The sequence below is a fragment of the Rhodoglobus sp. genome (genome assembly GCF_053580035.1).
Map to the genome: position 1 here is coordinate 518,600 of NZ_JBMDVL010000001.1, position 23,420 is coordinate 542,019.

General features: G+C 58.4%; 23 protein-coding genes and 1 tRNA gene. 6 read left to right on the forward strand and 18 right to left on the reverse strand.

The window, feature by feature from the left end; genetic code table 11:
* Window positions 1-41: 41 nt before the first annotated feature.
* Genes ACOH1Z_RS02500 through ACOH1Z_RS02520 form a run of 5 tightly spaced genes read left to right on the forward strand, consistent with a single transcriptional unit; the run spans window position 42 to window position 5,736 of the window.
* Window positions 42-842, forward strand: coding sequence for a hypothetical protein (locus ACOH1Z_RS02500; RefSeq protein ID WP_449646914.1), 801 nt, complete (start codon window positions 42-44; stop codon window positions 840-842).
* The gene (locus tag ACOH1Z_RS02505) at window positions 839-3,148 is read left to right on the forward strand and encodes an SDR family oxidoreductase (RefSeq protein WP_449646915.1); all 2,310 of its coding nucleotides are present in this window, start codon (window positions 839-841) and stop codon (window positions 3,146-3,148) included. Before ACOH1Z_RS02500 ends, ACOH1Z_RS02505 begins: the two co-directional genes overlap by 4 nt.
* 12 nt (window positions 3,149-3,160) lie before the next feature.
* Window positions 3,161-3,955 (forward strand): ferritin family protein, encoded by a 795-nt coding sequence (locus ACOH1Z_RS02510; RefSeq protein WP_449646916.1) that lies wholly within the window; start codon window positions 3,161-3,163, stop codon window positions 3,953-3,955.
* 56 nt (window positions 3,956-4,011) lie between these two features.
* Window positions 4,012-4,506, forward strand: a complete 495-nt coding sequence (locus tag ACOH1Z_RS02515) for a cation:proton antiporter regulatory subunit (RefSeq protein WP_449646917.1) — start codon at window positions 4,012-4,014, stop codon at window positions 4,504-4,506.
* Between the two features lie 9 nt (window positions 4,507-4,515).
* Complete coding sequence (locus ACOH1Z_RS02520) at window positions 4,516-5,736, forward strand: cation:proton antiporter (RefSeq protein ID WP_449646918.1); 1,221 nt, start codon at window positions 4,516-4,518, stop codon at window positions 5,734-5,736.
* Between the two features lie 129 nt (window positions 5,737-5,865).
* Here the strand turns inward: ACOH1Z_RS02520 and ACOH1Z_RS02525 are convergent.
* The 13 genes from ACOH1Z_RS02525 to rplU all read right to left on the reverse strand — a co-directional run bounded on the left by ACOH1Z_RS02525 (window position 5,866) and on the right by rplU (window position 16,204).
* Window positions 5,866-5,942, reverse strand: a tRNA-Ala gene (locus tag ACOH1Z_RS02525).
* Between the two features lie 208 nt (window positions 5,943-6,150).
* Window positions 6,151-6,978, reverse strand: a complete 828-nt coding sequence (locus ACOH1Z_RS02530; RefSeq protein ID WP_449646919.1) for a MetQ/NlpA family ABC transporter substrate-binding protein — start codon at window positions 6,976-6,978, stop codon at window positions 6,151-6,153.
* A 76-nt stretch (window positions 6,979-7,054) separates the two neighbouring features.
* Window positions 7,055-7,756, reverse strand: a complete 702-nt coding sequence (locus ACOH1Z_RS02535) for a methionine ABC transporter permease (protein WP_449646920.1) — start codon at window positions 7,754-7,756, stop codon at window positions 7,055-7,057.
* Window positions 7,753-8,742 carry a methionine ABC transporter ATP-binding protein gene (locus ACOH1Z_RS02540; RefSeq protein WP_449646921.1) on the reverse strand — a complete coding sequence of 330 codons (990 nt, stop codon included), beginning with the start codon at window positions 8,740-8,742 and terminating at the stop codon, window positions 7,753-7,755. Before ACOH1Z_RS02540 ends, ACOH1Z_RS02535 begins: the two co-directional genes overlap by 4 nt.
* Window positions 8,743-8,875: 133 nt before the next feature.
* A complete protein-coding gene (gene rsfS, locus ACOH1Z_RS02545; RefSeq protein ID WP_449646922.1) occupies window positions 8,876-9,265 on the reverse strand; it encodes a ribosome silencing factor in 390 nt (129 codons plus the stop codon).
* Between the two features lie 36 nt (window positions 9,266-9,301).
* Window positions 9,302-10,987, reverse strand: a complete 1,686-nt coding sequence (locus tag ACOH1Z_RS02550; RefSeq protein WP_449646923.1) for a hypothetical protein — start codon at window positions 10,985-10,987, stop codon at window positions 9,302-9,304.
* On the reverse strand, window positions 10,984-11,589 hold the full coding sequence (nadD, locus tag ACOH1Z_RS02555) for a nicotinate-nucleotide adenylyltransferase (RefSeq protein ID WP_449646924.1): 606 nt from the start codon (window positions 11,587-11,589) through the stop codon (window positions 10,984-10,986). The genes ACOH1Z_RS02550 and nadD overlap by 4 nt, the downstream gene beginning before the upstream one ends.
* Before the next feature lie 9 nt (window positions 11,590-11,598).
* Window positions 11,599-11,793, reverse strand: coding sequence for a hypothetical protein (locus ACOH1Z_RS02560; RefSeq protein WP_449646925.1), 195 nt, complete (start codon window positions 11,791-11,793; stop codon window positions 11,599-11,601).
* A 30-nt stretch (window positions 11,794-11,823) separates the two neighbouring features.
* Entirely contained in the window at window positions 11,824-13,092 is a 1,269-nt protein-coding gene (locus ACOH1Z_RS02565; RefSeq protein ID WP_449646926.1) for a glutamate-5-semialdehyde dehydrogenase, read from the reverse strand.
* 39 nt (window positions 13,093-13,131) lie between these two features.
* Window positions 13,132-13,929 (reverse strand): glutamate 5-kinase, encoded by a 798-nt coding sequence (proB, locus tag ACOH1Z_RS02570; protein WP_449646927.1) that lies wholly within the window; start codon window positions 13,927-13,929, stop codon window positions 13,132-13,134.
* Window positions 13,922-15,466, reverse strand: coding sequence for a GTPase ObgE (gene obgE / locus ACOH1Z_RS02575; RefSeq protein WP_449646928.1), 1,545 nt, complete (start codon window positions 15,464-15,466; stop codon window positions 13,922-13,924). The genes proB and obgE overlap by 8 nt, the downstream gene beginning before the upstream one ends.
* Window positions 15,467-15,615: 149 nt before the next feature.
* The gene (gene rpmA, locus ACOH1Z_RS02580) at window positions 15,616-15,867 is read right to left on the reverse strand and encodes a 50S ribosomal protein L27 (RefSeq protein WP_219948239.1); all 252 of its coding nucleotides are present in this window, start codon (window positions 15,865-15,867) and stop codon (window positions 15,616-15,618) included.
* Between the two features lie 28 nt (window positions 15,868-15,895).
* Window positions 15,896-16,204 (reverse strand): 50S ribosomal protein L21, encoded by a 309-nt coding sequence (rplU, locus tag ACOH1Z_RS02585; protein ID WP_009772527.1) that lies wholly within the window; start codon window positions 16,202-16,204, stop codon window positions 15,896-15,898.
* Between the two features lie 316 nt (window positions 16,205-16,520).
* Between rplU and ACOH1Z_RS02590 the strand changes: the two genes are divergently transcribed.
* Window positions 16,521-16,790 carry a DUF4031 domain-containing protein gene (locus ACOH1Z_RS02590; protein ID WP_449646929.1) on the forward strand — a complete coding sequence of 90 codons (270 nt, stop codon included), beginning with the start codon at window positions 16,521-16,523 and terminating at the stop codon, window positions 16,788-16,790.
* Between the two features lie 10 nt (window positions 16,791-16,800).
* Here ACOH1Z_RS02590 and ACOH1Z_RS02595 read toward each other — a convergent pair whose 3' ends face one another.
* The 5 genes from ACOH1Z_RS02595 to ACOH1Z_RS02615 are packed head-to-tail and all read right to left on the reverse strand — an operon-like array spanning window position 16,801 to window position 23,284.
* Window positions 16,801-17,202, reverse strand: coding sequence for an ACT domain-containing protein (locus ACOH1Z_RS02595; RefSeq protein ID WP_449646930.1), 402 nt, complete (start codon window positions 17,200-17,202; stop codon window positions 16,801-16,803).
* Between the two features lie 9 nt (window positions 17,203-17,211).
* The gene (locus tag ACOH1Z_RS02600) at window positions 17,212-18,615 is read right to left on the reverse strand and encodes an Ig-like domain-containing domain (protein WP_449646931.1); all 1,404 of its coding nucleotides are present in this window, start codon (window positions 18,613-18,615) and stop codon (window positions 17,212-17,214) included.
* Window positions 18,596-19,345: a TIGR03943 family putative permease subunit gene (locus tag ACOH1Z_RS02605; protein ID WP_449646932.1), complete on the reverse strand. Its 750-nt coding sequence runs from the start codon at window positions 19,343-19,345 to the stop codon at window positions 18,596-18,598. The genes ACOH1Z_RS02600 and ACOH1Z_RS02605 overlap by 20 nt, the downstream gene beginning before the upstream one ends.
* Window positions 19,335-20,381, reverse strand: coding sequence for a permease (locus ACOH1Z_RS02610; protein ID WP_449646933.1), 1,047 nt, complete (start codon window positions 20,379-20,381; stop codon window positions 19,335-19,337). The genes ACOH1Z_RS02605 and ACOH1Z_RS02610 overlap by 11 nt, the downstream gene beginning before the upstream one ends.
* Before the next feature lie 50 nt (window positions 20,382-20,431).
* Window positions 20,432-23,284, reverse strand: a complete 2,853-nt coding sequence (locus ACOH1Z_RS02615) for an Rne/Rng family ribonuclease (protein ID WP_449646934.1) — start codon at window positions 23,282-23,284, stop codon at window positions 20,432-20,434.
* Between the last annotated feature and the right edge of the window lie 136 nt (window positions 23,285-23,420).

Genomic DNA, 23,420 nt, shown 5'->3' on the forward strand with positions numbered 1-23,420 from the left:
AGAGGTCGCTGTCACCACACTGCTTCGAGCGGAGGAGAACGATGCCAAGAAGTCTTGAAGTTGCCCTGGACGACATGTCTATTCCGGCACCCGATTTTGACGTCCGCGCGTATGCCAATGAGGCACACGCGAGCTACCGCGACCTGCTCAATCTTGAGGCATACGCCTCTCAGCCCTTGAGCGCAGATACGCTACGCGTCTTGCGTTACTTGCAGGTTGTTGAGCGCGGCACGATGACGCATCTGCGCAGTGTGCTGGTCACCGCTACCCATAAAGACTCCCGCGTTACCGCATTCTTGATCACCTGGGCGTTCGAGAAGTATTGGATTGCGGATGCACTTGACCAAGTCATTCGCGCGAACGAGGGTGGCGAAGCCGACCGTACCCCGTTCCGCACTCCTGTCGAACGAACAATCCGCGAATCGATCGTTGCCAACATTGTCGGGCTACCCATGGTGGCCGTGCACACATCTCTTGGTGCCGTGGATGAGTGGCTCATGCAGGCCGCCTACCGTCGGCTTCTCGAACGTGAGCCTCATCCGCAGCTCGCCGATCTCATCGGGCGGCTCTTAGCGACTAAGGCGCGCCAGCTGGAGTTTTTCGAGGCGCAGGCCCGCCACCGCCTCGCCGAGTCGACTCGCGCTCAGAAGGTCACGCGGCGGCGTCTCGCGAAGACGCCGTGGCCGATCGGTGCCCGCGCTGAACCGCGCGAAAACACCGCATTCTTCTTTTCTTATCTATTCAACAGCCAGCCAGCGACCATTGCTGAGATTGATGCCCTCGTCGATTCCCTCGATGGCCAAAGCAACCTCCACCTGATGAAAAGGGCCGCCAAACTATGACGACCATCACCCCCCTCACGACGGAGCATGTCTTTCTGACGGGAGCCACTGGCTTCGTCGGGCAGGCAATTCTCGAACGTTTGCTCTCGAGCCACCCCGGAACACGAATTTCTATTCTCGTGCGCGGAAAAGGATCAACAAGCGGCGAAGGCCGGCTCACCAATCTCATGCGCAAGCCGGTATTTGCGCAGTGGATGGAAACCCTCGGCAAAGAGAAAGCCCTCGAAGAGGTTGCTCGCCGGGTCACCGTGATTGAAGGCAGTCTCACGGATGTCGGCACGCTGCCCGATGACATTGATGTCGTCATCCACGGCGCGTCTACTGTCTCGTTTGATCCGCCGATCGATGAAGCGTTTGATACCAATGTTGGTGGAGCGACGGGCATCTATACGGCGTTGTTGAACAGTAAATCGCGTCCTCACGTCGTGCATATTTCTACGGCTTATGTTGGCGGCATCCGCAAGGGAATTGTTCCCGAAGCATCGCTTGTTCACAACGTTGATTGGCGAGCCGAGTATGAGGCTGCTCGCACGGCGCGCACTCGTGTTGAGTTCGAGTCTCGCCAGCCCGAGGCGCTGCGTGCCCAACTCACTGCCGCTAAAGCTCGTCATGGCAAAGCCGGTCCGCAGGCTGTTGCCCAATTCACTGAGGCTGCCCGTGCTGAATGGGTGCACGACCGCCTCGTCGATTACGGCCGTATGCGCGCTGAGAGCTTGGGCTGGACTGACGTCTACACTCTGACGAAGGCGTTCGCCGAACGCGTTGCTGAGGAACTGTGGGCTCAGGCCGGGCACCGCCTTTCGGTGGTTCGTCCCTCGATTATTGAGAGTGCACTTCACCACCCGTTCCCGGGCTGGATTGACGGTTTCAAGGTCGCCGATCCGTTGATCCTCGCTTATGGCCGCGGTCAGTTGCCCGATTTCCCGGGCCTTCCTGATTCGATTCTCGATGTCATCCCTGTCGACTTTGTCGTGAATGCAGCGTTGGCGGCCGCCTCCACGAAGGCTGATCCGAAGGCGCCCCAGTACTACCACGTGAGTTCGGGAGCGAGCAATCCGCTTCCGTTCCACCGCATGTATGAGAACGTCAACGCCTACTTCACAGCGAACCCGCTGCCCGCTGAGGATGGCGAGATCACGGTTCCGCTGTGGCGTTTCCCCGGAGGTCAGCGCGTGGAGAAGGCGCTAGTGAAGCGCGAGCGTCAGGCCGAGCGTGCTGAGCGCATGATCACCAAGATGCCGACAACTCCCCGCACTCGCCGTTGGCTGGATGAGGTCAAGAGCGGCCAACATCAGCTTGACGTGCTGCGCGCCTTCACGAATCTCTATCGCGCGTATGTGCAGACGGAGATAATTTTCGATGATGCCAACACTCGTGAGCTTCTCGCTTCGCTACCGAAGAAGACCTCTCAGAGTGCACGCTTCGATGTCGCCGAGATCAACTGGGAGGACTACTTCCAGAAGGTGCACTTCCCGGCGATCACGACGTTGACGCGGGCATTTGCCAACCGACCAGCCGCCAAGACCCGCACCGCTAAGAAGCTTCCCCAGCGCACCGATGTTGTCGCTGTCTTCGACCTTGAAGGCACTGTCGTCGATTCCAACCTCGTGAAGCAGTACTTGCTGCTGTGGGGTGGAACTGTTCCCCGTGCCAAGGTTGTGCACGACCTCGCCAATTTCACTTTCTCTTTGCGCAAGTACTTGCGTGCTGAACGTCGTGACCGCGGCGAGTTCATCCGAACCTTTATGCGTCGCTACGAGGGCTTCAAGATTGTGGAGATTGAGCGGATGGTGCGCGGCAGCTTCGGCCGGGCCATGATGCGTCGGGTGATGCCGGATGCTCTGCGCCGTGTTCAGGAGCACCGTGATGCTGGCCACCGCACCATTCTGGTCACGGGAACAATCGATCTCATGGTGACCCCCTTCTTGCCGTACTTTGACGAGGTCGTTGCTGGCCGGATGCACGAACGTGACGGTGTTCTCACCGGTTTCTTGGCCGATCCGCCGCTGGTGGATGAGGCACGGGCCGCGTGGTTGCGCCACTATGCCGAACTCAATGGTTTCAACCTCACCCAGTCGTATGGCTACGGCGACAGTCATGCCGATCTGATGTGGCTGCAACTTCTCGGAAATCCCAGTGCCGTCAACCCTGACGTCAACCTGTATAAGCATGCTCAAGAGAAGCGGTGGAACGTGCTCGATTGGAAGCGCCGCTCACCCAATACCCGCATCCCTCGACCTCGCGCCGCAGCAACCGCGCCGGTGCAACTGGAAGGAGAGGAACAGAACTCGACGCCGTCGAGCTAGTTCCCACACCTCATGGCATTTGATATTGATCGGTACACCTCGACCTCGAAGAAGGTGCAGTGGGGTGACCTCGACTTCACCGAATTTGAGCGCAATCCCCTCCCGGATTCGACTCTGCGCAGCCTTCGCTACATGGCGGATGTCGAATACCACACGGTCTGCTACCTGCGAGATCTACTCGTCACGCCCTCCCACAAGGAGGTCGACGTTAGTGCGTTTATGACGATGTGGAACCGCGAAGAGTTCTGGCACGGCGAAGCGCTCTCGAAGGTGCTCGGTGCTCACGATGTGACTCTCGACTATGACGAGCTCAAAGCCACCCGGCTGAAGTTGGGCTGGAAGGATCGACTCGACCCGATCAAGCAGTCCGTGCTCGGAAATGTGATCGGTAAGGACTTCATCGCAGTGCACATGATCTGGGGCGCCGCGAACGAGTGGTCTGCCGTTGCTGCGTACAACCGGCTCGCGGATATGGAAAAGCATCCGGTGCTGTCTGAGTTGCTTCGCCGAATCGCCAAGCAAGAAGCACGCCACGTTGCCTTCTATGCGACTCAGGCTCGAGAGCGTTTAGCCAAAAGCAAGAAGGCGCAAGTCTTGGCGCGACTGGCTTTGAGGGGCGCTTGGGGTCCGGTTGGCTCGAGCATCATGCCCGCTAAAGAAGTGACCCACGTTATGGGCCACTTGTTCTCAGGCGAGGAGGGATTGCGCGAGATTCGCAAACTCGATGAGCACATTTCACGCATGCCGGGCCTCGAGGGCCTCACCATTGTGGAGACGTCAATGAAAAAGTATGGGGTTGCAGCGTAAGAGGCGTAGGCTTCTCGCTGGACTATTGGCCACTAGCGAATTGGTAAGTGGGAACTGTGGGCGTAAGAATCGAACGAATTGACCTTCCTGGGTTTGGTGTTCGCAATGATGTGATCACTGATTCGGGATGCCGTGTCAGCGTGGTTTCGCTGCGTTCAGGCGAGCGAGATCTTGCCTTCTTCAATGCGGACGACCCTGACTCGAACGCTGCCTCCATCTCACTCACTGACGATGAGGCTGCGGCTATCGCTGAGGTTCTTGGTTCGTCGCTCACGCTCAGCCGTTTGTCGGTTCTTGGCGAGAAGGCTGAGGGGCTCTACACCGAAGAGATCTCTCTTCCCGGCGGCTCAGGATTCGTCGGTCGCCCCATGGGCGATATGAAAGCGCGCACTCTCACGAGCGCATCGATCGTCGCGATTGCCCGCGGCAACGATGTTGTTCCTTCCCCTGGTCCTGAGGTTAAATTCGAGTCTGGCGATGTAATCGTCGCTGTGGGGACCCGCAAGGGTCTCGACGCACTCGGCAAGCTCATCAACCGCGGCCCCAGCTAAGGCTCGCGTATGCATGAGACGACGCAGCTCCTCATCGAGGTTGGCGCTCTCCTGCTTGTTCTTAGCGTGCTCGGAAGATTTGCTGCACGTTTCGGGTTTTCTGCCATCCCGCTCTATCTTCTTGCCGGCCTCGCTGTTGGCGAGGGCGGTTTGCTGCCGTTTCAGGCGAGCGAAGAGTTCTTCGAAGTCGGTTCACAAATCGGCGTGATTCTTCTTTTGGCGATGCTGGGGCTGGAGTATTCTGCAGAAGAGCTCGTCTCGAATCTCAAGACTTCTCGCATTTCGGGCATCCTCGATGGTGTCTTCAATGCCCTACCCGGGGCTCTTTTCGCCATCATTTTGGGGTGGGAACCTGCCGCGGTCGTCGCCCTCGCCGGTGTCACCTGGGTGTCATCATCTGGGGTGATCGCTAAGGTCGTGCGCGATCTGGGGCGACTCGGTAACCGCGAGACCCCGACCGTGCTTTCCATCCTGGTGATGGAAGACTTGGCGATGGCGTTCTATTTGCCGGTGCTCTCAGCGCTCGTCATTGGTGCGGGACTGCTGCAGGGCGCGTTCACTGTGGCCATTGCCGTCGCTGTCGTGCTGCTGATTCTTTATGTTGCCCTACGTCATGGTCGATTCTTGTCCCGACTGCTTCCCGACAAGAACGCCGAAGCACTGTTGCTCGGTGTCGTTGGATTGACGATGCTTGTTGCTGGTTTAGCGGAACGCGTGAGCGTGTCTGCTGCGGTGGGTGCTTTCCTCGTCGGTATTGCGATCTCGGGCCCGGTGGCGCACCAGTCAGCCCAGCTCATCACTCCCCTGCGTGACCTATTCGCTGCGGTATTCTTTGTGTTCTTTGGGATCTCAACTTCGCCGGCAGACATTGTTCCTGTTCTGCTGCCGGCGGCTGCTCTCGCGGTTGTCACTATCGCTACGAAGACGCTCTCCGGCTACCTTGCGGCGAAACGGGCTGGGATCGCGGTCGCTGGTCGATGGCGCACTGGGCTCATTCTGACTCCTCGCGGCGAGTTCTCGATCGTGATCGCGGGTCTCGCGGTCGGCGCCGGCATCGAGCCCATGCTCGCACCACTAGCGACGGCGTATGTACTCATCACGATCATCGCCGGTCCACTCCTCGCACGAATCCCCGACACCAAGTGGTTCAAAGCCAAGGTGCGTAAGACCACGGTGCCCCCCGCCACCGACGACTCCCATCGCGACGCCCTAAGCCGAAAGCGCGACTAGGGTCAGGCAAGAGGCCCGAATGTCACTCGAGCACTGCGTCAGATCGACGTCGTCCAGAGGTGCGCGCCACTGCAGCAAATTCCCGACGAAACAAAAAAGCCCCGCAACCTTGACGATTGCGGGGCTAGATGGTGGATCCAAGGGGATTCGAACCCCTGACCCCCTGCATGCCATGCAGGTGCGCTACCGGGCTGCGCCATGGACCCATGTGTTTTATCTCCGTTACCAGAAATGCAACTTCTCAAGAATAGTACATGCGCGACGCATCCAGAACCATCTGAGCGTTCTGTGGCCCAAGTTCGTGAGAATCACAGCCAACATTGAGGGCGGAAACCCAAAGACGGCCAGCATCCGAATGGATACTGGCCGCCTTTTCGCAAGCCGGAGCGTGCGTTTGCTAGGTTGCCGTGTCGGCTAAGAAACGGGAATAACGAGTCCGTTGTAGAAGTCGTTGATGTACGCCTTCGTCTCGACTGAGGTCAACAGTTCGTATAGCTTGAGCACCCGAGGGTCAGTCTTGAGCTCGTCACGCGTTACGAGCGTGTTGTAGTAGACGCTCGAGGTGCCCTCGGTGACCAGCTGCAGGTCGCCCGAGAGGCCAGCAGCACCGGCGTAGTTGAAGTTCACGATCGCAGCATCTTGGTCATCAAGAGCCGACGGCAGGCTTGCCGCATCAATTTCGATGAAGTTGAAATCGCTCGGGTTGGCAGTGATGTCGGCAACAGTCGACGGAGCATCCGTGGTCTCGATGAGTCCGGCATCCGCAAGCAGCAAGAGCGCACGGCCCTCATTGCTGGCATCGTTCGGCAACGCAATGTTCGCGCCATCCTTCAGGTCTGCAAGCTCGTCAACGGTCTTCGAGTACAGAGCGAGCGGCGGAAGGTAAACCTGGCCAACGACGAACAGATTGTCTCCCGTGTTCTCGTTGTAGAGATCCAGGAACGGCTCGTGCTGGAACAGGTTGACGTCGAGGCTGCCTTCACTGAGAGCAGGGTTCGGTGTCGTGTAATCGGTGAACTCAACGATGTCGAGCTCGAGGCCAGCAGCCTCAGCCTGACCGCTGTCGATCACGAACTGAACAATTTCGCCGGCCGGTGTCGCCGTAGCGCCGACGGTAAGCGAACCGAGAGTGCCATCAGTGGGCGCGGACTCTTCGGCGGGAGCCGAGCATCCAGAAAGGGTCAAAGCGAGCACGCCAGCGGCGGCCACAGTGGAGAGTGAGAAGAATTTGGAGCGTGACATGACATTCCTTAATCGAGAAAACAAACAGTGGTGAAAGAAAAAAGAAAAACTACTCAGGGGTAAGCCGCCGACAGAGTCAGCGGTGAGACATTCGGTTAGCCAAGCGAGCGCCGACTACCTGAACGATCTGCACAATCGTGACTAGCACGATAATCACCGCGACAATGTGGATGACGCTGTAGCGCTGGTGTCCATAGCGAATAGCAACATCACCAAGACCTCCACCACCAATCGCGCCCACAATTGCCGAGTAGTTCACAATCGACACCACTGTCGTTGTAAAGCCACGGATGAGACCAGGAACAGCCTCAGGAATAATCACTTTCGACACCAACTGCCAGCGCGTCGCGCCCAAAGAGTGCCCCGCCTCAACAAGCCCCTCGTTGACTTCGCGCAGCGAAATCTCCACGATGCGGGCATAGAACGGAATCGCAGCAATCGTCAACGGCACAATCGCCGCGGTCACGCCAAACGCTGTCCCCAGCAACAGTCGAGTAAACGGGATGAGCGCAATCATCAAAATGATGAACGGGATCGAACGGCCCAGGTTCACGACGGCCTGCAGCACCGCGTTGATGATGCGACCGGCGATCACACTGCCGAATGGGCGCTCAAGAATGCCGCCGCGGTCGGTGATAACCAACAGGGTGCCCGCTGCAAGCCCAATAATGAGAGTGATGAGCATCGTGACGCCCACTTGGTACAGGGTCTCCCCTGTCGCCTTCAGGAGCGTCTCAAACAGCTGCGGCCAGAAGCCGGGAGCTTGGGAATCGATCATCGTCCGCTCCTCACAATCTCAACGACGAGGCCCTGAGCGCGCAAGTCGTCAATTGCGGCAGTGTGCTGCTCGATCGTTCCCGGCAGTTCAAGGCGCGTGCGCCCTGATTGCGCTCCCCCGATGGTTTCCATCGCAGCACCGAGCAGACCAACATCTAGTTGGTGAGTGCGGGCAAGCTGAGCGACAACAGGTCGCGCTGACGACAAACCGACAAAGGTGACATCGATGACTGTGGAGTTACCCTGCGGCAGTTCGCCGAGCGGGAACAGTCCACGAGCAAGCTGCGAACCTGGCTTGGCAAGCAAGTCAACAAGACGACCCTGCTCGAGAATGCGGCCACCGCTCATTAGCGCTGCGGAATCGCAAATGCTTTTGACGACGTCCATCTCGTGCGTAATCAGCAAAATGGTGAGTCCGAGCTCTTTGTTGAGCCTGCGCAGCAACTGAAGAATGGAGTCTGTGGTCTCCGGGTCGAGGGCGCTCGTTGCTTCATCGCTGAGAAGTACGCGAGGCCGAGATGCCAGCGCCCGCGCGATGCCCACGCGCTGCTTCTGCCCGCCCGAGAGCTGAGCCGGATATTGCTGAGCTTTCTGTTCGAGACCCACAAGTTCAAGAATGTCGTTAGTGCGGCTGGTGCGTTCGCTGCGGCTCACGCCCACAACTTCTAAGGCGAGTTCCACGTTTCCACGAACGGTGCGGCTATCAAGCAGGTTGAACTGCTGAAAGACCATGCCGATTTCGCGACGCGCATGAAGAAGATCGCGATCGCTGAGCGCGGTCAGTTCACGGTCGGCGACGGTGACCCTGCCCGAATCGGGGCGCTCAAGAAGATTTACCGTGCGGATGAGCGTGCTCTTGCCGGCACCACTTTGGCCGATAACGCCGAAAATTTCGCCTCGCTGCACAGCGAGGTTCACATCGTCGAGCGCACGAACTGTGTTCGCGGCTGCACCAAAAGTCTTGGTGACGGAAGAAAGCGTAATCATGAAACCCCAGAGATCGAAGGCAATTCTTGTGGAATCGCCGCGGGGTCTAACTGCCCGGCTAGATCAAGAAAACCAGCACACTGGCACCCACACAAATTGAGTTACGAAGTGTGAAGTAATCGAACCAGACTGACTAAACAGCTCCCGATTCGGGGTCGGCTGGTGCTGCGATATCGATCGGGATGACGGGGCAATCGCTCCACAAACGCTCAAGCGAGTAGTAGAGGCGATCTTCTTCGTGGAAGATGTGAGCGACAACGTGGCCGAAGTCGAGAAGAATCCAACGACCCTCCGCACGGCCCTCGCGACGTAGCGGCTTCGCGCCAGCTTCGATCATCTTCTCTTCAATTTCAGACGCGATCGACTGAACGTTGCGTTCGTTGCGGCCTGTGGCAAGGAAGAAAATGTCGGTGTAGGGCGTGGGACCGGTGACATCCAGTGCGACCATATCCGTCGCCTGCTTGGCGTCGGCGGCGTGCGCGACGATGGAAAGTAGCTCGTTAGCACGAGGAGAAGCAGTCACAGGGTCCTTAATCGGAGGAAGAGCAAAGAGTTAAACCTACAACATGTTGAAGGCGAATGCTGCCACAAGCAGTCCGGCAACCACAACAGCCATCGACGAAGCCGAGATGAGCAACACCGTGAGTGCACGAGTACCCTTCGGCTTTTGTGTCTGAGTTACTGACTGATTGGAGAACGTACTGACGGCTTTGACGGCGCGCACGGGTGCTGAATCAGTCGAAACCATGTCGCTGTCATTGAGATCGAGAAGTGAATCAATATCTGCGTGGTCAAAACGGTCCGAGACACCACTTGCCGACAACGTGCTCGGCAGATCAATCGACCCTGTGAGCATAGTTTCACCGCTGGAATTCAACGGACCGCGGATGTCGGTGGCAAACGGGATCGCTGGCAAGACAAGAGCGCTTGTTGCGGGGGTTCCGCTGCCAATGGTCCTCGAAATGATGGAGGAACTTGGATCGTCTTCAACCGCAGCCTGACGAGTCCAGTGGCCCGCTGGGGCCACAGTCATTCCCTGGGAGTCAATCCTCGGCGACGGGGCCAGCGAGGCGGTAGGCGTCACGTTGGGTTCGACCGATAGTCGGTCGACCGCGGGCAGTTCGCCATCGAGTCGCTTGCGCGCTTGTTCATCGAACTCTGCGCGGGCATTGCTGAGGTTTGTTAGTGCCGCCGAAATAGTGGGCGCTGATTTTACCGCCGGCGTTGTATCGGCTGGTTCGCTAGCAGCCTCCGGAGCTAACCCGAGGAGTCCCGCAATGGTTGATCGCGCGGATGAACGGGGAGCTTCAGCCGACTGCGATTCTGCGCTTCGCGCTGACTGGTGCGGCGCTGATGCGGCCGACGACGTGTCTACCGGAGCTGCTGCAATGGTTCCACTGAAGTCGAGGTCCGCTGCTGACTTAGCAGAGCCTGTCTCACGCGGCGGATCGATGAGCGGAGACCGGGGAGCATCCGTGATTTCCGCATCTTTCGCGGAACCGTCAGCGTTGGCCAGTAGTGATTCGAAAGCGCTCAGCGCGTCTTCGGGAGGTGCGGCAACCGCTGCAGCTTCAGGAACTACCGAAAGTGGATCGATGAGTGCTGGCGGTTCAACGTAGGCCGGAATCGTGGGCTCTACAGTCAGGTGCTGTTCCGCTGCAGGCTTGGAAGCCTGTCCAGCTGAACCCGAGTATGGATAATGCGGCACGGCATCCGCAGCAGCATTTGCTAACGGAGTCGAAGCAGCCTTTGGCGCCGCCTCGGGAGACGCAGCCGTTTCAGAAGGCACAGCGGTTGCAGAAGGCACAGCGGTTTCAGCGGGCGCAGCAGCGGCACGTTCAGCTTCCTGACGTGCGCGAAGCTCTCGCAGTTCGCGACGATTAAGGGTGCGCTCGGGAGAACTCGACTCCGGCGCTGCCGGAGCGGCAGTGGGAGGAGGAGGCGGCGCAAAGGAAGAGTCTTGCGTGAGTGGTGATGGTGGCGGCGCCAGACGATAGGCGGCGTCTGTCGACGGTTGGGATGTTGCGGGCGCGGCAGGAGGCGCAACGGTGCCTGATGGGGCGGCTGCGGCAGTGGTGTCGGCGCTCAAGTCTTTGTGAGGTTCTTCGACACTGTTCTCTTCTGCTTCTTGAGAAGGAAAAGTTGTGAAGCCCTCTACTGACGGCTGCTCATCGGCAGCTCGTTCGCGCTCACTCTGACGCGCCGCACGGCGCGACTGCGGCGGCGGATCGTGAAAAGTGGTCATGGCATACTCCGATATAAATGGTGCTTGGCGATGTACTGAACGACACCATCCGGAACCAGATACCAGACCGGGAAGCCCTGACTGACTCTGGTTCGGCAATCAGTGGATGAGATCGCAAGCGCCGACACTTCTAACGAGCTTACGCCTTGAGTAGGCAATCCACTAATGGTTAGGGGGTGTCCTGGCCGTGAAACTGCTATGAAATGGGCAAGAGTCCAGACCTCGGAAACGTCTTTCCATTCCATGATCTGAGCCATGGCATCCGCCCCCGTAATGAAGAAAAGGTCGGCATCGGGATAGGCCTTGCGCATGTCCCGGAGCGTGTCGATTGTGTAGGTCGCGCCTTCTCGTTCTAAGTCAACGCGGCTGACGTTGAAGCCGGGGTTAGCGGCGGTGGCGATCACCGTCATGAGATATCGGTGTTCTCCGGCTGTGACCGTTGACTTCATCCAGGGCTTGCCCGTGGGAACGAAGACGACCTCATCGAGGTCAAACTGTTGCTGAGCTTCGCTTGCAGCCACGAGGTGACCATTATGGATGGGATCGAAAGTGCCACCCATGATGCCGATGCGCGCACGCTTCTGCGTCGTCTCGGCCGACACGACTACGCCTTAGTGGCCTGCGCCGTGAGCGTCGCCAGCTTTCGCAGGCTTCGCAACGTGACGGTTAGCCACATCACGGAAACTCCACGTGACAAAGCCGAGAGTCGTGAAAACGACTGCAGCGATGATCGGAAAAGCGATCGCCGGCAAGATAAGCGGCGCGAGCTCTTCGCTCGACGCAAGTACATTCAGAAAAACAGACATCAGATCTCCATTCACAAAGCCGACAACAGTCTAGCCGCGCACCTGACCACTACCGCGCACAACCCACTTAGTGCTGGTAAGTTCTGGCAATCCCATGGGGCCACGAGCGTGCAGCTTCTGGGTTGAGATACCGACTTCGGCGCCGAAACCGAATTCCGCGCCATCCGTGAATCTGGTGGAAGCATTGACCATCACAACTGCTGAATCGACTTCGGCGAGAAACCGGTCAGCGTTGGCGAGATCGTTGGTGATGATCGATTCGGTGTGCTTGGTTGAGTACGTTGCGATGTGTTCAATCGCAGCATCGAGGTCGGAAACCACCCGCACAGCAATATCGAGGCTCAAGTGTTCCACCGACCACGCATCATCGTCTGCGATGAGGGCCTGGGGAAATAGCCCACGGGTGCGCTGATCGGCGTGAATCGTCACCCCGGCGTCTGCGAGGCGTGCCAGAACGGCAGGAATAAGCCTTTCGGCGGCGTCTTCATGCACGAGAAGTGTCTCTAGAGCGTTGCAGACACTCGGACGTTGCACTTTGGCGTTGTGCACGATCTCAATCGCCGTTTCTTTGTCGGCAGACTCATCGAGGAATACGTGCACAATGCCGGCACCCGTCTCGATCACCGGCACTGTTGACTCTCTGACAACGGTCTGGATGAGCTGCGCACTCCCCCGCGGGATAAGAACGTCAACAAAACCGCGAGCCTGCATCAGTGCCTTCGCGCCATCGCGACCAAATTCGTCAATTGTTTGAACGGCGGTCGGCTCCACTCCCACGCTCGCAAGAGCGGACTGAATGATGTCTACAAGAACGCGGTTGGAGTCTTCAGCGGCTGAACCACCGCGCAGCACTACAGCGTTGCCGCTCTTGAGCGCCAGCGCCGCAATATCAATCGTCACGTTCGGTCGCGCTTCATAGATCGCACCAATCACCCCGAATGGCACGCGCACTTGTGAGACCGAGAGTCCATTAGGCAGTACAGAACCGCGGACCACTGTGCCGACCGGGTCAGCGAGTTCGATGATGTCGAGCACCGCCGCTGAGAGCTGTGTGATGCGCTCACGGGTCAGACGCAGTCTGTCCTGTAATCCCTCGGACATGCCACTAGTTGCGCCGCGTTGGAGATCGAGAGCATTGGCCGCGATGATTCGTTCGGCGTGCGTTTCGACATCCCGGGCGATAGCAGCGAGTGCCGCATTCTTCTGCACCGTAGTAAGAGTGGTGAGCGTGCGCGACGCTGCGCGTGCCGCTTCGAACTTCTCAGTAATTGTGCGCTCGATTACACCTGAATCAACCATATTCAGAGTGTAGCGGCGCTCAATACGCGCCTTCGACCCCTAATCGATCGTGATCGCTGCTTCAAACCACGTGCCGATGGATGCTCCGGCCAGCGCAGCCGCAACGCTCCCGGTTCCAGCCAAGAGTACGGGGATCCCCGCCGTTGCGGCATGCTTTGCTGCCGCAACCTTGGTACCCGCGCCACCCGTGCCAACACCCGCAGCACCAATATCGCCGAAAGTCACGTGGGCAAGATCATCATCGAACGCGACAAAGTCAATGCGTTGGGCATCCGGTTCAGAAGGAGGCTTCGTATAGAGCGCATCGATGTCAGACAGAAGCACCAGCATGTCGGCCCGAACTAGTACGGAGACAAGCGCAGCGAGACGGTCGTTGTCACCGAAGCGGATCTCATGGGTCGCTACCGTGTCATTTTCGTTCACGATGGGCAAGATTTTTAGCCCAAGCAATCGTTCCATAGCCCGCTGAGCATTGCTGTGGTGAGTGGGGTTATCCATGTCGCCTGCGGTCAACAGGATTTGTGCTGCAACCACTCCGTAGCGGTCGAAGCTCTCCTGATACCGGTAAATGAGCACGTTCTGACCGACTGCCGCTGCGGCCTGTTGGGTAGCGAGGTCGGTGGGTCGCCCATCTAGCTTGAGGAAGGGAATGCCGGTAGCGATGGCACCCGAAGAGACCAGGATCACTTCTGAACCTGCGGCGTGTGCCGCGGCTAGCGCATCGACAAGAGCGCCGATTTGGCCCACGTTGGCGCCGCTGACCGATGACGATCCAACCTTGACAACGATGCGCCGCGCACGAGGAATCTCGGCGCGCACGACGGGCTTGCTAGTCACGATCCTCCGACTCATCGCCTTTTTCAATGGCGAAACCTTCATCGTCCACCCAAACGCCAGCTTCACGCTCAGACTCGAGCTCAGCGCGTGCGGCTGCCTTAGCATCCATGCGCTCGAGGTAATTCTTGCGACGGCTGCGGTTGGTTTCGCGGGGGTTGTCATCGAGTCGTGGGTCGGTTCCTCGAGGAGCAACAGTCAGTTCGGCGGCCGATGAGAGCGTTGGCTCCCAATCGAAGACAACACCTCCGCCTGCGCCAATAATGACGGTGGAGCCGGGGACGGCACCTGCCTTGAACAGGTCGTCTTCAACACCGAGGCGCGCCAAACGGTCTGCCAAGTATCCGACAGCTTCCTCGTTCGCAAAGTCTGTTTGTGCAACCCAACGCTCAGGCTTATCGCCAACAACGCGGTAAATGTTGCCGTAGGTGCCACCTTCGACCTTGACGACGAAGTCCTTCGCATTGACGGCGCGCGGGCGCAGAATGATGCGTTCCTTGACCGGTTCGGAGTTGCGCTTCTCGCGGTCAGCGAGAACAACAGCAGCGAGAGCAAAGGACAGCTCTCGCAGGCCCTCGCGAGATACAGCAGACACTTCGAAGACACGGTAGCCGCGCTCTTCTAGCTCAGCCTTGACGAGATCAGCGAGATCACTGCCCTCGGAAACGTCGACCTTGTTGAGAGCAATGAGTTGCTCGCGCTCGAGCAATGGCTTTTGACCCTCTGGAACGGGGTAGGCCGCCAGTTCGCCGAGAATCACATCGAGGTCGCTGATGGGGTCGCGACCGGGCTCCAAAGTGGCGCAGTCGAGCACGTGCAACAGTGCGGTGCATCGCTCGACGTGACGCAAGAACTCAAGCCCAAGGCCTTTGCCCTCGCTTGCGCCTTCGATAAGTCCAGGAACGTCGGCGATCGTGTAGCGAACGTCTCCGGACTCAACGACTCCGAGGTTGGGGTGCAACGTAGTGAACGGGTAGTCAGCAATCTTTGGCTTGGCCGCGCTCATAGCAGCGATCAAGCTCGACTTGCCTGCAGACGGGTAGCCGACCAAAGCAACATCGGCAACGGTTTTAAGCTCAAGGAAGATGTCGCCCTGAAAACCGGGCGTTCCGAGCAGCGCAAAACCGGGAGCCTTGCGCTTAGTGGATGAGAGGGCTGCGTTGCCGAGCCCGCCCTGACCACCTGGGCCGACGACCAAGCGCATGCCGGGAGCATCCATGTCGATGAGGACTTCGCCATCCTGATCGCGCACGAGCGTGCCGACCGGAACCGAGAGCAACATTTCAGCACCGGCAGTGCCAGCCTTGTGGTCGCCCTGACCTGGCTGACCGTGCTGCGATTTGCGGTGCGGCGATCGGTGGAAGTTCAGAAGCGTGGTGACCTGAGGGTCGCTGTAAAGCACGATGTCGCCACCGTTGCCACCGTTACCGCCGTCAGGGCCGGCAAGAGGCTTAAACTTTTCACGCTTGACTGAAACACAACCGTTTCCGCCGTGTCCTGCTACGAGATGCAAGGTCACCTGGTCGACGAACGATGCCATGATGGTTCCTCCTATTCTCGTGAGACACGGGTAATGCTATTGCTGTACTCAATGGTGCTGCACCTAGTGGTGCTGAGTTAAATGGCGAGAGCGAGCCGAAGCTCGCTCTTCGCTGTATCGTTCGCCTGCGAACAGGCAACCGGGGAAAACTAGACGGTGACGATGTTGACGACCTTGCGGCCGCCCTTTGCACCGAACTGCACTGCGCCTGCTGAGAGAGCGAACAGAGTGTCGTCTCCTCCACGGCCGACGTTGACGCCGGGGTGGAAGTGGGTGCCGCGCTGACGAACAATGATCTCGCCGGCGAGAACCTCTTGGCCGCCGAAGCGCTTTACGCCGAGGCGCTGCGCGTTGGAGTCACGACCGTTGCGGGTGGAGCTTGCGCCCTTTTTGTGTGCCATTTTCTTGGAAGTCCTTTACGCTCGTCAGCTACTTGATGCTGGTGATCTTGATGCGGGTCAGTTCTTGACGGTGACCCTGGCGAACCTTGTAACCGGTCTTGTTCTTGAACTTCTGAATAACGATCTTTGGACCGCGCTCATCGTTCAGAACCTCGGCAACGACCTTGATCTTCTCAAGCGCCTTGGCGTCGTGAGTGATCTTGTCGCCATCAACGAACAGAACTGGAGCGAGCTCAACATTGCCGTTCTTGTCGGCTGCGATGCGGTCGAGAACGACAATCGTGCCGACCTCTACCTTCTCCTGCCGCCCACCGGCGCGCACAACTGCGTAAACCACTTTTGACCCTTACTTAACGATTAATAGCTAGAACTACTGAAGCTTGTGGCGAATTCTGCGGGCTATGCCCAGCACACACCAAGGATCAACGATACTCGACGTGGGCACTCCCGGTCAAACGACACGCTTCTGCTGCTTCGAATTAAGTCAGCCATGAGAGACGACTTAGCGAAAATGAGAACGTGTACACCGGAGATTGATCGCAATCTCAACGATCACAACCACAGTTCAAGTGCAGCGACAACAATAGTACGTCCCAAACGGGTGCCCGGTCAAAAGCTCAACGTCACGATCTGCCCTCAATTAGGCTCAGACCATGACTGTGTTGATCGACCAGGCGATCTGGCCCGCCCACGAGACGGTGTGGGCCCACCTCGTGAGTGACACGTCGCTAGCCGAACTCCACGAATTCGCTGAGCTCGCGGGCATCCCCCGCCGAGGATTCGACCTCGATCACTACGATGTACCAGCGCGGATGTGGGAACAACTTGTCGCCCTCGGCGCCGAACCAGTCGGCGTTCGAGAGTTCGTGCGCCGGCTGGAAGCTAGCGGACTTCGGGTTCCTCAGCGCGACCGCACCAAATAGGGCGCCCGGACTAGAGCGATGCCGACTGAAGCGATCGCAGCGCAGCGAGTGCGGCATCCACAGAGTCAATGGGGACAAATATGTGATCGTGATAGTTGCCAGCGATCACATTGCAGCTGATGTCTGCATCGCCCAGTGCCTGAGCGAACGCTGCGGTAAGACCAACGGCCTCAAGAGCAGAATTGACGGTGAGAGTGATCCACGCTGATCGGAAGCTGTGGGGAATCGACTGACGCAGAGCATCCGACTCGCTCAGCACCACAGAGATCCCTTCAGCCTCAATGATCATCGCTACGACAGAATCGGCGTCGATGTCACGAAGTGACTCCACCGTCGCAAACACAAATACACCGGGGTTGTGCTGAGGTTCCATAGTGGACAGCAGCGAATCGAGGTCAGAGATCGCAGTCATAAAACGAACCTACCGCCAGATGGCGCCGAAGCCCTCGACGCTTCGTGTGACTGCGCCAGTTGAGATCTCAACAATGTAGGTCGCAACACTTCGCGGGCGCGCACTCATCACATACTCGTCGGAATCGAATGCGGAAACATTGGGTTGAACCTCAACCGCGACAAATTGTCCATTGGGCGACACCCGAAAATCGAGAATCGCGCCTCTGTCTTCGACCGTTTGGAAGAGGATGCGTGAAGCCGCGCCGTCGTCGTAGGCAAGGATGCTGCTAAAGGTGTGTCCGTCCTCCCCCACCAACACCATCTTGGCAACCAAATCGTCAGCGGCATTCGCATCGGCGTCGCCCAAAAACGGCTGCTTGCCATCAACCGGTGATGCCAGGAGCCGACGTTCAGAACCATCGGTAAGCAACAGGGAAGCGCTGCCACGCGCATCACCGACGACCACGTGGGAACCATCCGCCGATACCCTGCCGAACTCAAAAAACTGACCGAGCGGCACAACCTCACCCGAAGCGGTATCTACTCGCACTACGGTGCTCTCGGTGGTGAGAGCAACAATATTTGCCGTACCGGGGATGAACTGCCAGCCCGTAACGCGCATGGGATCACCATCGAGGTCGGAGATAGCAACAACGTCGCGCCCACGATCGAGATCAACCGTGTAGAGCGTGTGCGAGACAGTCTCAATCGGCCCAGGATCATCGCTCGAAATCGTAAACCCGAGAGTTGCCCCCGCACGCGACGCATCGAGGTCCGCGACCTCCCCCACCTCTGGCAGCAACAGCTGTTCAGTAATACCCGACTCTGGATTCACCAGATGCAGCGCGCCAAGGCGGTCGGCACTGGCCGTAGTGAACGCCACCAAGTCCCCTACGGGAGTGAATTCTTGGATGCCCTCCCCCGCGAACAGCACAGTGCGCTCAGAGCCGCTGAGTCCGGTGCGCACAATCTCATCGACCGGAACCCCACGGTCGAGATAGTAGAGCTCTGCTTCGCCAGTGGTAAATGAGTAGTCGATCGCTGAGGCTGAACCGCCGGATGGACTGACAACTCCATCGACAGTCACCGTGTACTGCGTGCCGTACTGGAGCGGCTGCTCAAACTTCACCGAGATCAGATCAGCCTCGCTCGAGACGCTAACGGCTGCGGCTGGCTCAACAGTCACGGCACCGGCATCAATTGCGGCGATTGCTTGGTTGAGAAAGAGACGCAAGGTTTGATCAGATGAGGCAACAACGGCATCCGTGTCGAGTTGGGCATTCGACAACTTCGGCCCCTGCAGATACCCCAAGGCCAAAAACACACCACAGAGCGCAACGAGCACCCCAATCGTCCAAGCGAACGCCTTGCGGAACGCCTGAGCGCCAGCATGGGGATTGTTGGGATTGCGGCTAATAGAGATATGGCTCATTTGGCCGCTCCACAATGCTCAAGGTCTTCGGGACAAGAACGAGTGAAATATCGCTGCGCGAGCTCGGGTTAATCTCGAAGTTCCCGGTGATCCGCACCCAGGAGTCGATCGCGAATTCATTGCTCCAACCGGGCGCGTACACCGCGACACCGGTCGGCTGAGCGTCAACAGCGCAGCAGGTCACCGTAAAGCGAGAAAGATAAAAAATGTTGTCGGGATCGTCATCACTCGGAGTGATGAAACCTACTAAATCTGCGGTTTTATTGGAGTAAAAGCTCGGATCGCTGGTCTGGCGCAGCAACGATGCCCAGTCGACAACCGTGAAGCTCGCAATCAATGATTCATCGGCACTGTCGACGTCATCCACATTCTGGCTATCACTGCCGACCGTTGAGCCCACGATGTCACGTTGACTCGCTGTTGCACTGGAGAGGGTGGCCGGCGGCACGACAACAAGCGAAAGTGCAACAACCCCCGAGAGAACGAGCGCGATAACCCCGAGAACCCGAGACCAGCCACTTCTCACTGCAGGTTCCTCGGTGCTGCCAGGGCGAATTGCGACACTCATCACGCCAAGAACGAGGGCAATCACGGCCATGATGACCGTGAATACCACGTAGCGGGGATGGATGTAGAGAACGAGCTGCTGGCTTGCCGCGAGCCACATGGTGGCGCTGACCGCGACCACAATCAGGATGACTCCCCACCAACGTTGGAGGTTAGGCCACATAGTTGATCACCAACCCAATAACGGCACTCATGAGGGCAACCACCAGTGAAAGTTGCAGCAATACGCGTGCTGTGAATGTCGTGCGCATGATGGCCAACATCTTGATGTCGATAATCGGGCCGAAGACCAAGAATGTCACGATTGATCCCGGCATGAAGGTGCTCGCGAACGGCAAGATGAAAAACGCGTCAACGCTGGAGCACACCGATATTACGAAGGCGAGCAGCATCATTGCAAGAATCGACCACAAGGGGTTGCTGCCGAGCGACACGAGCACATCGCGTGGAACCGCTACCTGAATTGCGCCGGCGATAAGCGAACCGATGAAGACGGCGGGCATGAGCACGCTCGACTCGCGCATGAAGATGTCGAGGCTCTTGTCTGAACGCGACTGGTGCTGATGATCGGCACTGGCAGAACATTGGGCGGCGAACCGACCGGTGAGCATCGAGTTCGGTTGCGGATGCAGGCTGAAGAGCCAGCCAACAATGTTGGCAATCGCGAGCCCGCCAAGAATTCGACCGACGAGGATGCCGTCAGTGAACCCAAACGCCTGATAGGTCGTCAGGATCGTAATCGGGTTAATGATCGGGGCTGCGAGCAAGAACGTCATCGCCTCAGGAACCGAGAACCCTTTAAGCACTAGTCCGCGAGCTAGCGGAACATTTCCGCATTCGCAGACTGGCAAAGCAATACCAAAGAGCGAAATGATTGCACGCCTGAACACAGGTCGTTGTGGCAGGTAACGCATCAGCAGGTCATCGGGCAGCCACGCTTGCACGACAATCGACAGAACGATACCGAGCACCACAAACGGCAGCGATTCAATGATCACGCTCGTCGCTAACGTCAGTAAGTCCTGCGCGAGGCCAGGAACACCGAGCGTGTCTAATTCGCCGGTGTACGCCCGCAACGCGAGCAGTGAGATAACTCCGAGCGTTCCGATCGCCGCCCACAACCAGCGGCGCCGCGATCGGCGAGGTCGATGATCATGCCGATGGCGATCATCGACGTTCGCAGTCACAGTGGAACTCACACGCTAACCCTATAAAAGCGCGACTCTAAAAGAGCCGAGAACACCCGGCATTACTGATCGTTGTTCGGCGTCGCATTCACTGTTTTGCCCTGGCTGCTGGCACGACGCGAGCCGCGCGATCGACCTTGGCCCGGCTGCTTGGGCTCAGGAAGAGCCTCGAGAACCGAACCCAAAATCTGTTCAGCGTCCTGAGTACTGATCTTTGGCGACGATGGTGAACTCTTCGTAGCCGGAAGATCGAGAATCGCAACCGCAGCTTCTGCTGCAGCCTCAACGACCTCGCTAGCCTGAGCTACTGGCTTCGATGCGTTTGCCTCAGCCTGAGGAGAATCCGACGTCTGAGTCGAGTCAGCATCGCGAGACGAGTTCGCGTTTCGCGATGAACCAGAGTTGCGTGATGACCCTGAGTTCTTCGACGAACGTGACTTGGGCCCTGTTGCTGACGCCTGATCTGCCGACGGAGCCACCGGGGATGTCGCTGGTGCGTCTGCTACGGGCTCGGCGGCCGCTACGACGGTACTGGCTGCGACACGGGCAAGAGCATTGCGAACATCTTCGGTGATCGCGTGAGTGCCGTTACTGCCGCCATTGCTGGCACCGTTACTTGAGCCAGCGTTGGAAGACTTAGCAGCACCGTTCGACTGCTGATTCTGCGAGCCAGCGTTGCTACCGGAGCCGGAACTATTTCCACCGCCGTTTGCGCCACCGTTGTTGCCGCTTCCGTTGTTGCCGCTTCCGTTGTTGCCATTCCCGCCACGATTACGACCACGGCGACCGCTGCCAGCCTGCTCGTTCTGAGTGGGCTGCTGACGGTGCTTGGTAACGGGATCATGGTGCACGACAACGCCACGGCCGGCACAAACTTCACAGTTTTCGCTGAAAGTTTCGAGAAGCCCGAGACCCAACTTCTTACGAGTCATTTGCACAAGGCCGAGCGAGGTAACTTCGGCAACTTGGTGCTTGGTGCGGTCGCGGCTCAAGCACTCAACGAGACGACGCAAAACGAGGTCGCGGTTTGATTCGAGAACCATGTCGATGAAGTCAATGACGATGATTCCACCGATATCGCGCAGACGTAGCTGGCGAACGATTTCTTCGGCGGCCTCAACGTTGTTCTTGGTTACGGTCTCTTCGAGGTTTCCTCCCGAGCCGACAAATTTTCCGGTGTTGACATCGACAACCGTCATGGCCTCAGTGCGGTCGATGACGAGTGAACCACCAGAGGGAAGCCAGACCTTGCGGTCAAGCGCCTTCTCGATCTGTTCCGACACACGGTATTCCTCGAACGAGTCAACCGAACCCTCGTGTTCTTGCAAACGATCAAGCAAATCGGGAGCGACAGAACGCACGTAGCCCTCAATTGTCTTGCGAGCGTCGTCACCCTCGATCACGAGCTTGTGGAAGTCTTCGTTGAAGACATCGCGAATGATCTTGATCAACAGATCCGGCTCAGAATGAAGAAGGGCCGGAGCCTGAGCCTTTTCCACCTGCGAGCTGATGTCTGCCCATTGGTTCGTGAGGCGACTCACATCGAGAGTGAGCTGCTCTTCCGTGGCACCCTCAGCTGCCGTGCGCACAATGACGCCGACGTTCTCAGGGAGTACACCCTTGAGGATCTTCTTGAGGCGTGAACGCTCAGTGTCTGGGAGTTTGCGGCTAATGCCACTCATCGACCCATTGGGCACGTAGACGAGGTAGCGGCCAGGCAGCGAGACCTGGCTAGTGAGACGGGCACCCTTGTGTCCGACAGGGTCTTTCGTCACCTGAACGAGCACGCGGTCACCTGGCTTGAGCGCAAGTTCAATACGACGCGCTTGCGGCTTGCCGTCAGCAGAGTTCTCTGCTGCAGCATCCCAATCAACTTCGCCGGAGTAGAGCACCGCGTTGCGGCCACGTCCGATGTCGACGAACGCTGCCTCCATGCTCGGCAATACGTTCTGCACGCGACCGAGGTACACGTTGCCGATAAGGCTCGCGTCCTGAGCTTTGGCAACATAATGCTCAACCAATACGCCGTCTTCGAGAACAGCAATTTGGATGCGGTCAAACTTTGAGCGGACCACCATGACACGGTCGACACTTTCGCGACGCGCTAAGAATTCGCTCTCGGTCACAACGGGACGACGGCGACCAGCATCGCGACCATCACGGCGGCGCTGCTTCTTGGCTTCGAGACGAGTCGAACCCTTTACCTTGGTCGGCTCGTTGCTTGGCTCAGCCTGCTTGCGCGGCTGGCGAACGCGAACAACGGTGTTGGGAGACTCGTCACCTGGACGGGCCTCTTCGCCAGAACGACGGCGTGAGCGACGACGAACGTTGCCTGCCTCATCGTGCGACGCGTTGTCATCACCACGGGTGTCGCCATTCGACTTGTTGTCGTTGCGCGAGCGAGGCGCACGCGCTGGAAGATCCGGAAGATCCGGTGCCTGAAAGAGCAACGATGTTGTCGACGGAGCACTAGCTGCTGCCGTTTTCTTCGCCGCTGGGGCTTTCTTTGCTGACGGGGCCTTTTCAGTGGCGGCATCCGAAGAGTTCTGCACCGACGCTGCTGGGCTCTTGCGTGAGCGAGAGCGCGTGGTCGACGTCTTCGGCGCTTGCGCGTCGTTGCTCTTATTGGCGTCGGAACCGGAATCCGCGGGGATCTCCGTTACTGATGCGGGAACCTCGAGCCCCAAGTGCTGGCTCGCAGTCTTAGCCGCTGGACGCTTAGCCGATTGCGCAGGAACGTCGGCGGGTGGCGCCTGTTCCTTGGGGGCCTCGACAGGTGGGGTTTGCACGGTTGGCGTCTGCGCTGCTGGCGTCTGCGCCGTCGACTTAGATGCTGATTTGGAAGCAGGAAGAATGCGGCCGAAAAGGCCTTTCTTCTTCGGAACTTCTTTCGAACTATCGCTTTGATTCACCATCGCTGGTGTACTCCTTGCCCTAATAGGCGACCGCGCCACCTACCGGGTACTCTCTCGTGCGCTATTCCCCTGCCAAACCTATGGTGGGAGAACCGCTACTAATTCTTCAGGTCTTGCAACGGGCTCGTGGCTCGCG

Excerpts from the sequence above, each read along its gene's own strand:
- ACOH1Z_RS02500 (WP_449646914.1), top strand. The coding sequence starts at position 42 with ATGCCAAGAAGTCTTGAAGTTGCCCTGGACGACATGTCTATTCCGGCA.
- ACOH1Z_RS02505 (WP_449646915.1), top strand. The coding sequence starts at position 839 with ATGACGACCATCACCCCCCTCACGACGGAGCATGTCTTTCTGACGGGA.
- ACOH1Z_RS02510 (WP_449646916.1), top strand. The coding sequence starts at position 3,161 with ATGGCATTTGATATTGATCGGTACACCTCGACCTCGAAGAAGGTGCAG.
- ACOH1Z_RS02520 (WP_449646918.1), top strand. The coding sequence starts at position 4,516 with ATGCATGAGACGACGCAGCTCCTCATCGAGGTTGGCGCTCTCCTGCTT.
- ACOH1Z_RS02530 (WP_449646919.1), bottom strand. The coding sequence starts at position 6,978 with ATGTCACGCTCCAAATTCTTCTCACTCTCCACTGTGGCCGCCGCTGGC.
- ACOH1Z_RS02535 (WP_449646920.1), bottom strand. The coding sequence starts at position 7,756 with ATGATCGATTCCCAAGCTCCCGGCTTCTGGCCGCAGCTGTTTGAGACG.
- ACOH1Z_RS02540 (WP_449646921.1), bottom strand. The coding sequence starts at position 8,742 with ATGATTACGCTTTCTTCCGTCACCAAGACTTTTGGTGCAGCCGCGAAC.
- ACOH1Z_RS02550 (WP_449646923.1), bottom strand. The coding sequence starts at position 10,987 with ATGACCACTTTTCACGATCCGCCGCCGCAGTCGCGCCGTGCGGCGCGT.
- ACOH1Z_RS02560 (WP_449646925.1), bottom strand. The coding sequence starts at position 11,793 with ATGTCTGTTTTTCTGAATGTACTTGCGTCGAGCGAAGAGCTCGCGCCG.
- ACOH1Z_RS02565 (WP_449646926.1), bottom strand. The coding sequence starts at position 13,092 with ATGGTTGATTCAGGTGTAATCGAGCGCACAATTACTGAGAAGTTCGAA.
- obgE (WP_449646928.1), bottom strand. The coding sequence starts at position 15,466 with ATGGCATCGTTCGTCGACCAGGTGACCTTGCATCTCGTAGCAGGACAC.
- rpmA (WP_219948239.1), bottom strand. The coding sequence starts at position 15,867 with ATGGCACACAAAAAGGGCGCAAGCTCCACCCGCAACGGTCGTGACTCC.
- ACOH1Z_RS02590 (WP_449646929.1), top strand. The coding sequence starts at position 16,521 with ATGACTGTGTTGATCGACCAGGCGATCTGGCCCGCCCACGAGACGGTG.
- ACOH1Z_RS02595 (WP_449646930.1), bottom strand. The coding sequence starts at position 17,202 with ATGACTGCGATCTCTGACCTCGATTCGCTGCTGTCCACTATGGAACCT.
- ACOH1Z_RS02600 (WP_449646931.1), bottom strand. The coding sequence starts at position 18,615 with ATGAGCCATATCTCTATTAGCCGCAATCCCAACAATCCCCATGCTGGC.
- ACOH1Z_RS02605 (WP_449646932.1), bottom strand. The coding sequence starts at position 19,345 with ATGTGGCCTAACCTCCAACGTTGGTGGGGAGTCATCCTGATTGTGGTC.
- ACOH1Z_RS02615 (WP_449646934.1), bottom strand. The coding sequence starts at position 23,284 with ATGGTGAATCAAAGCGATAGTTCGAAAGAAGTTCCGAAGAAGAAAGGC.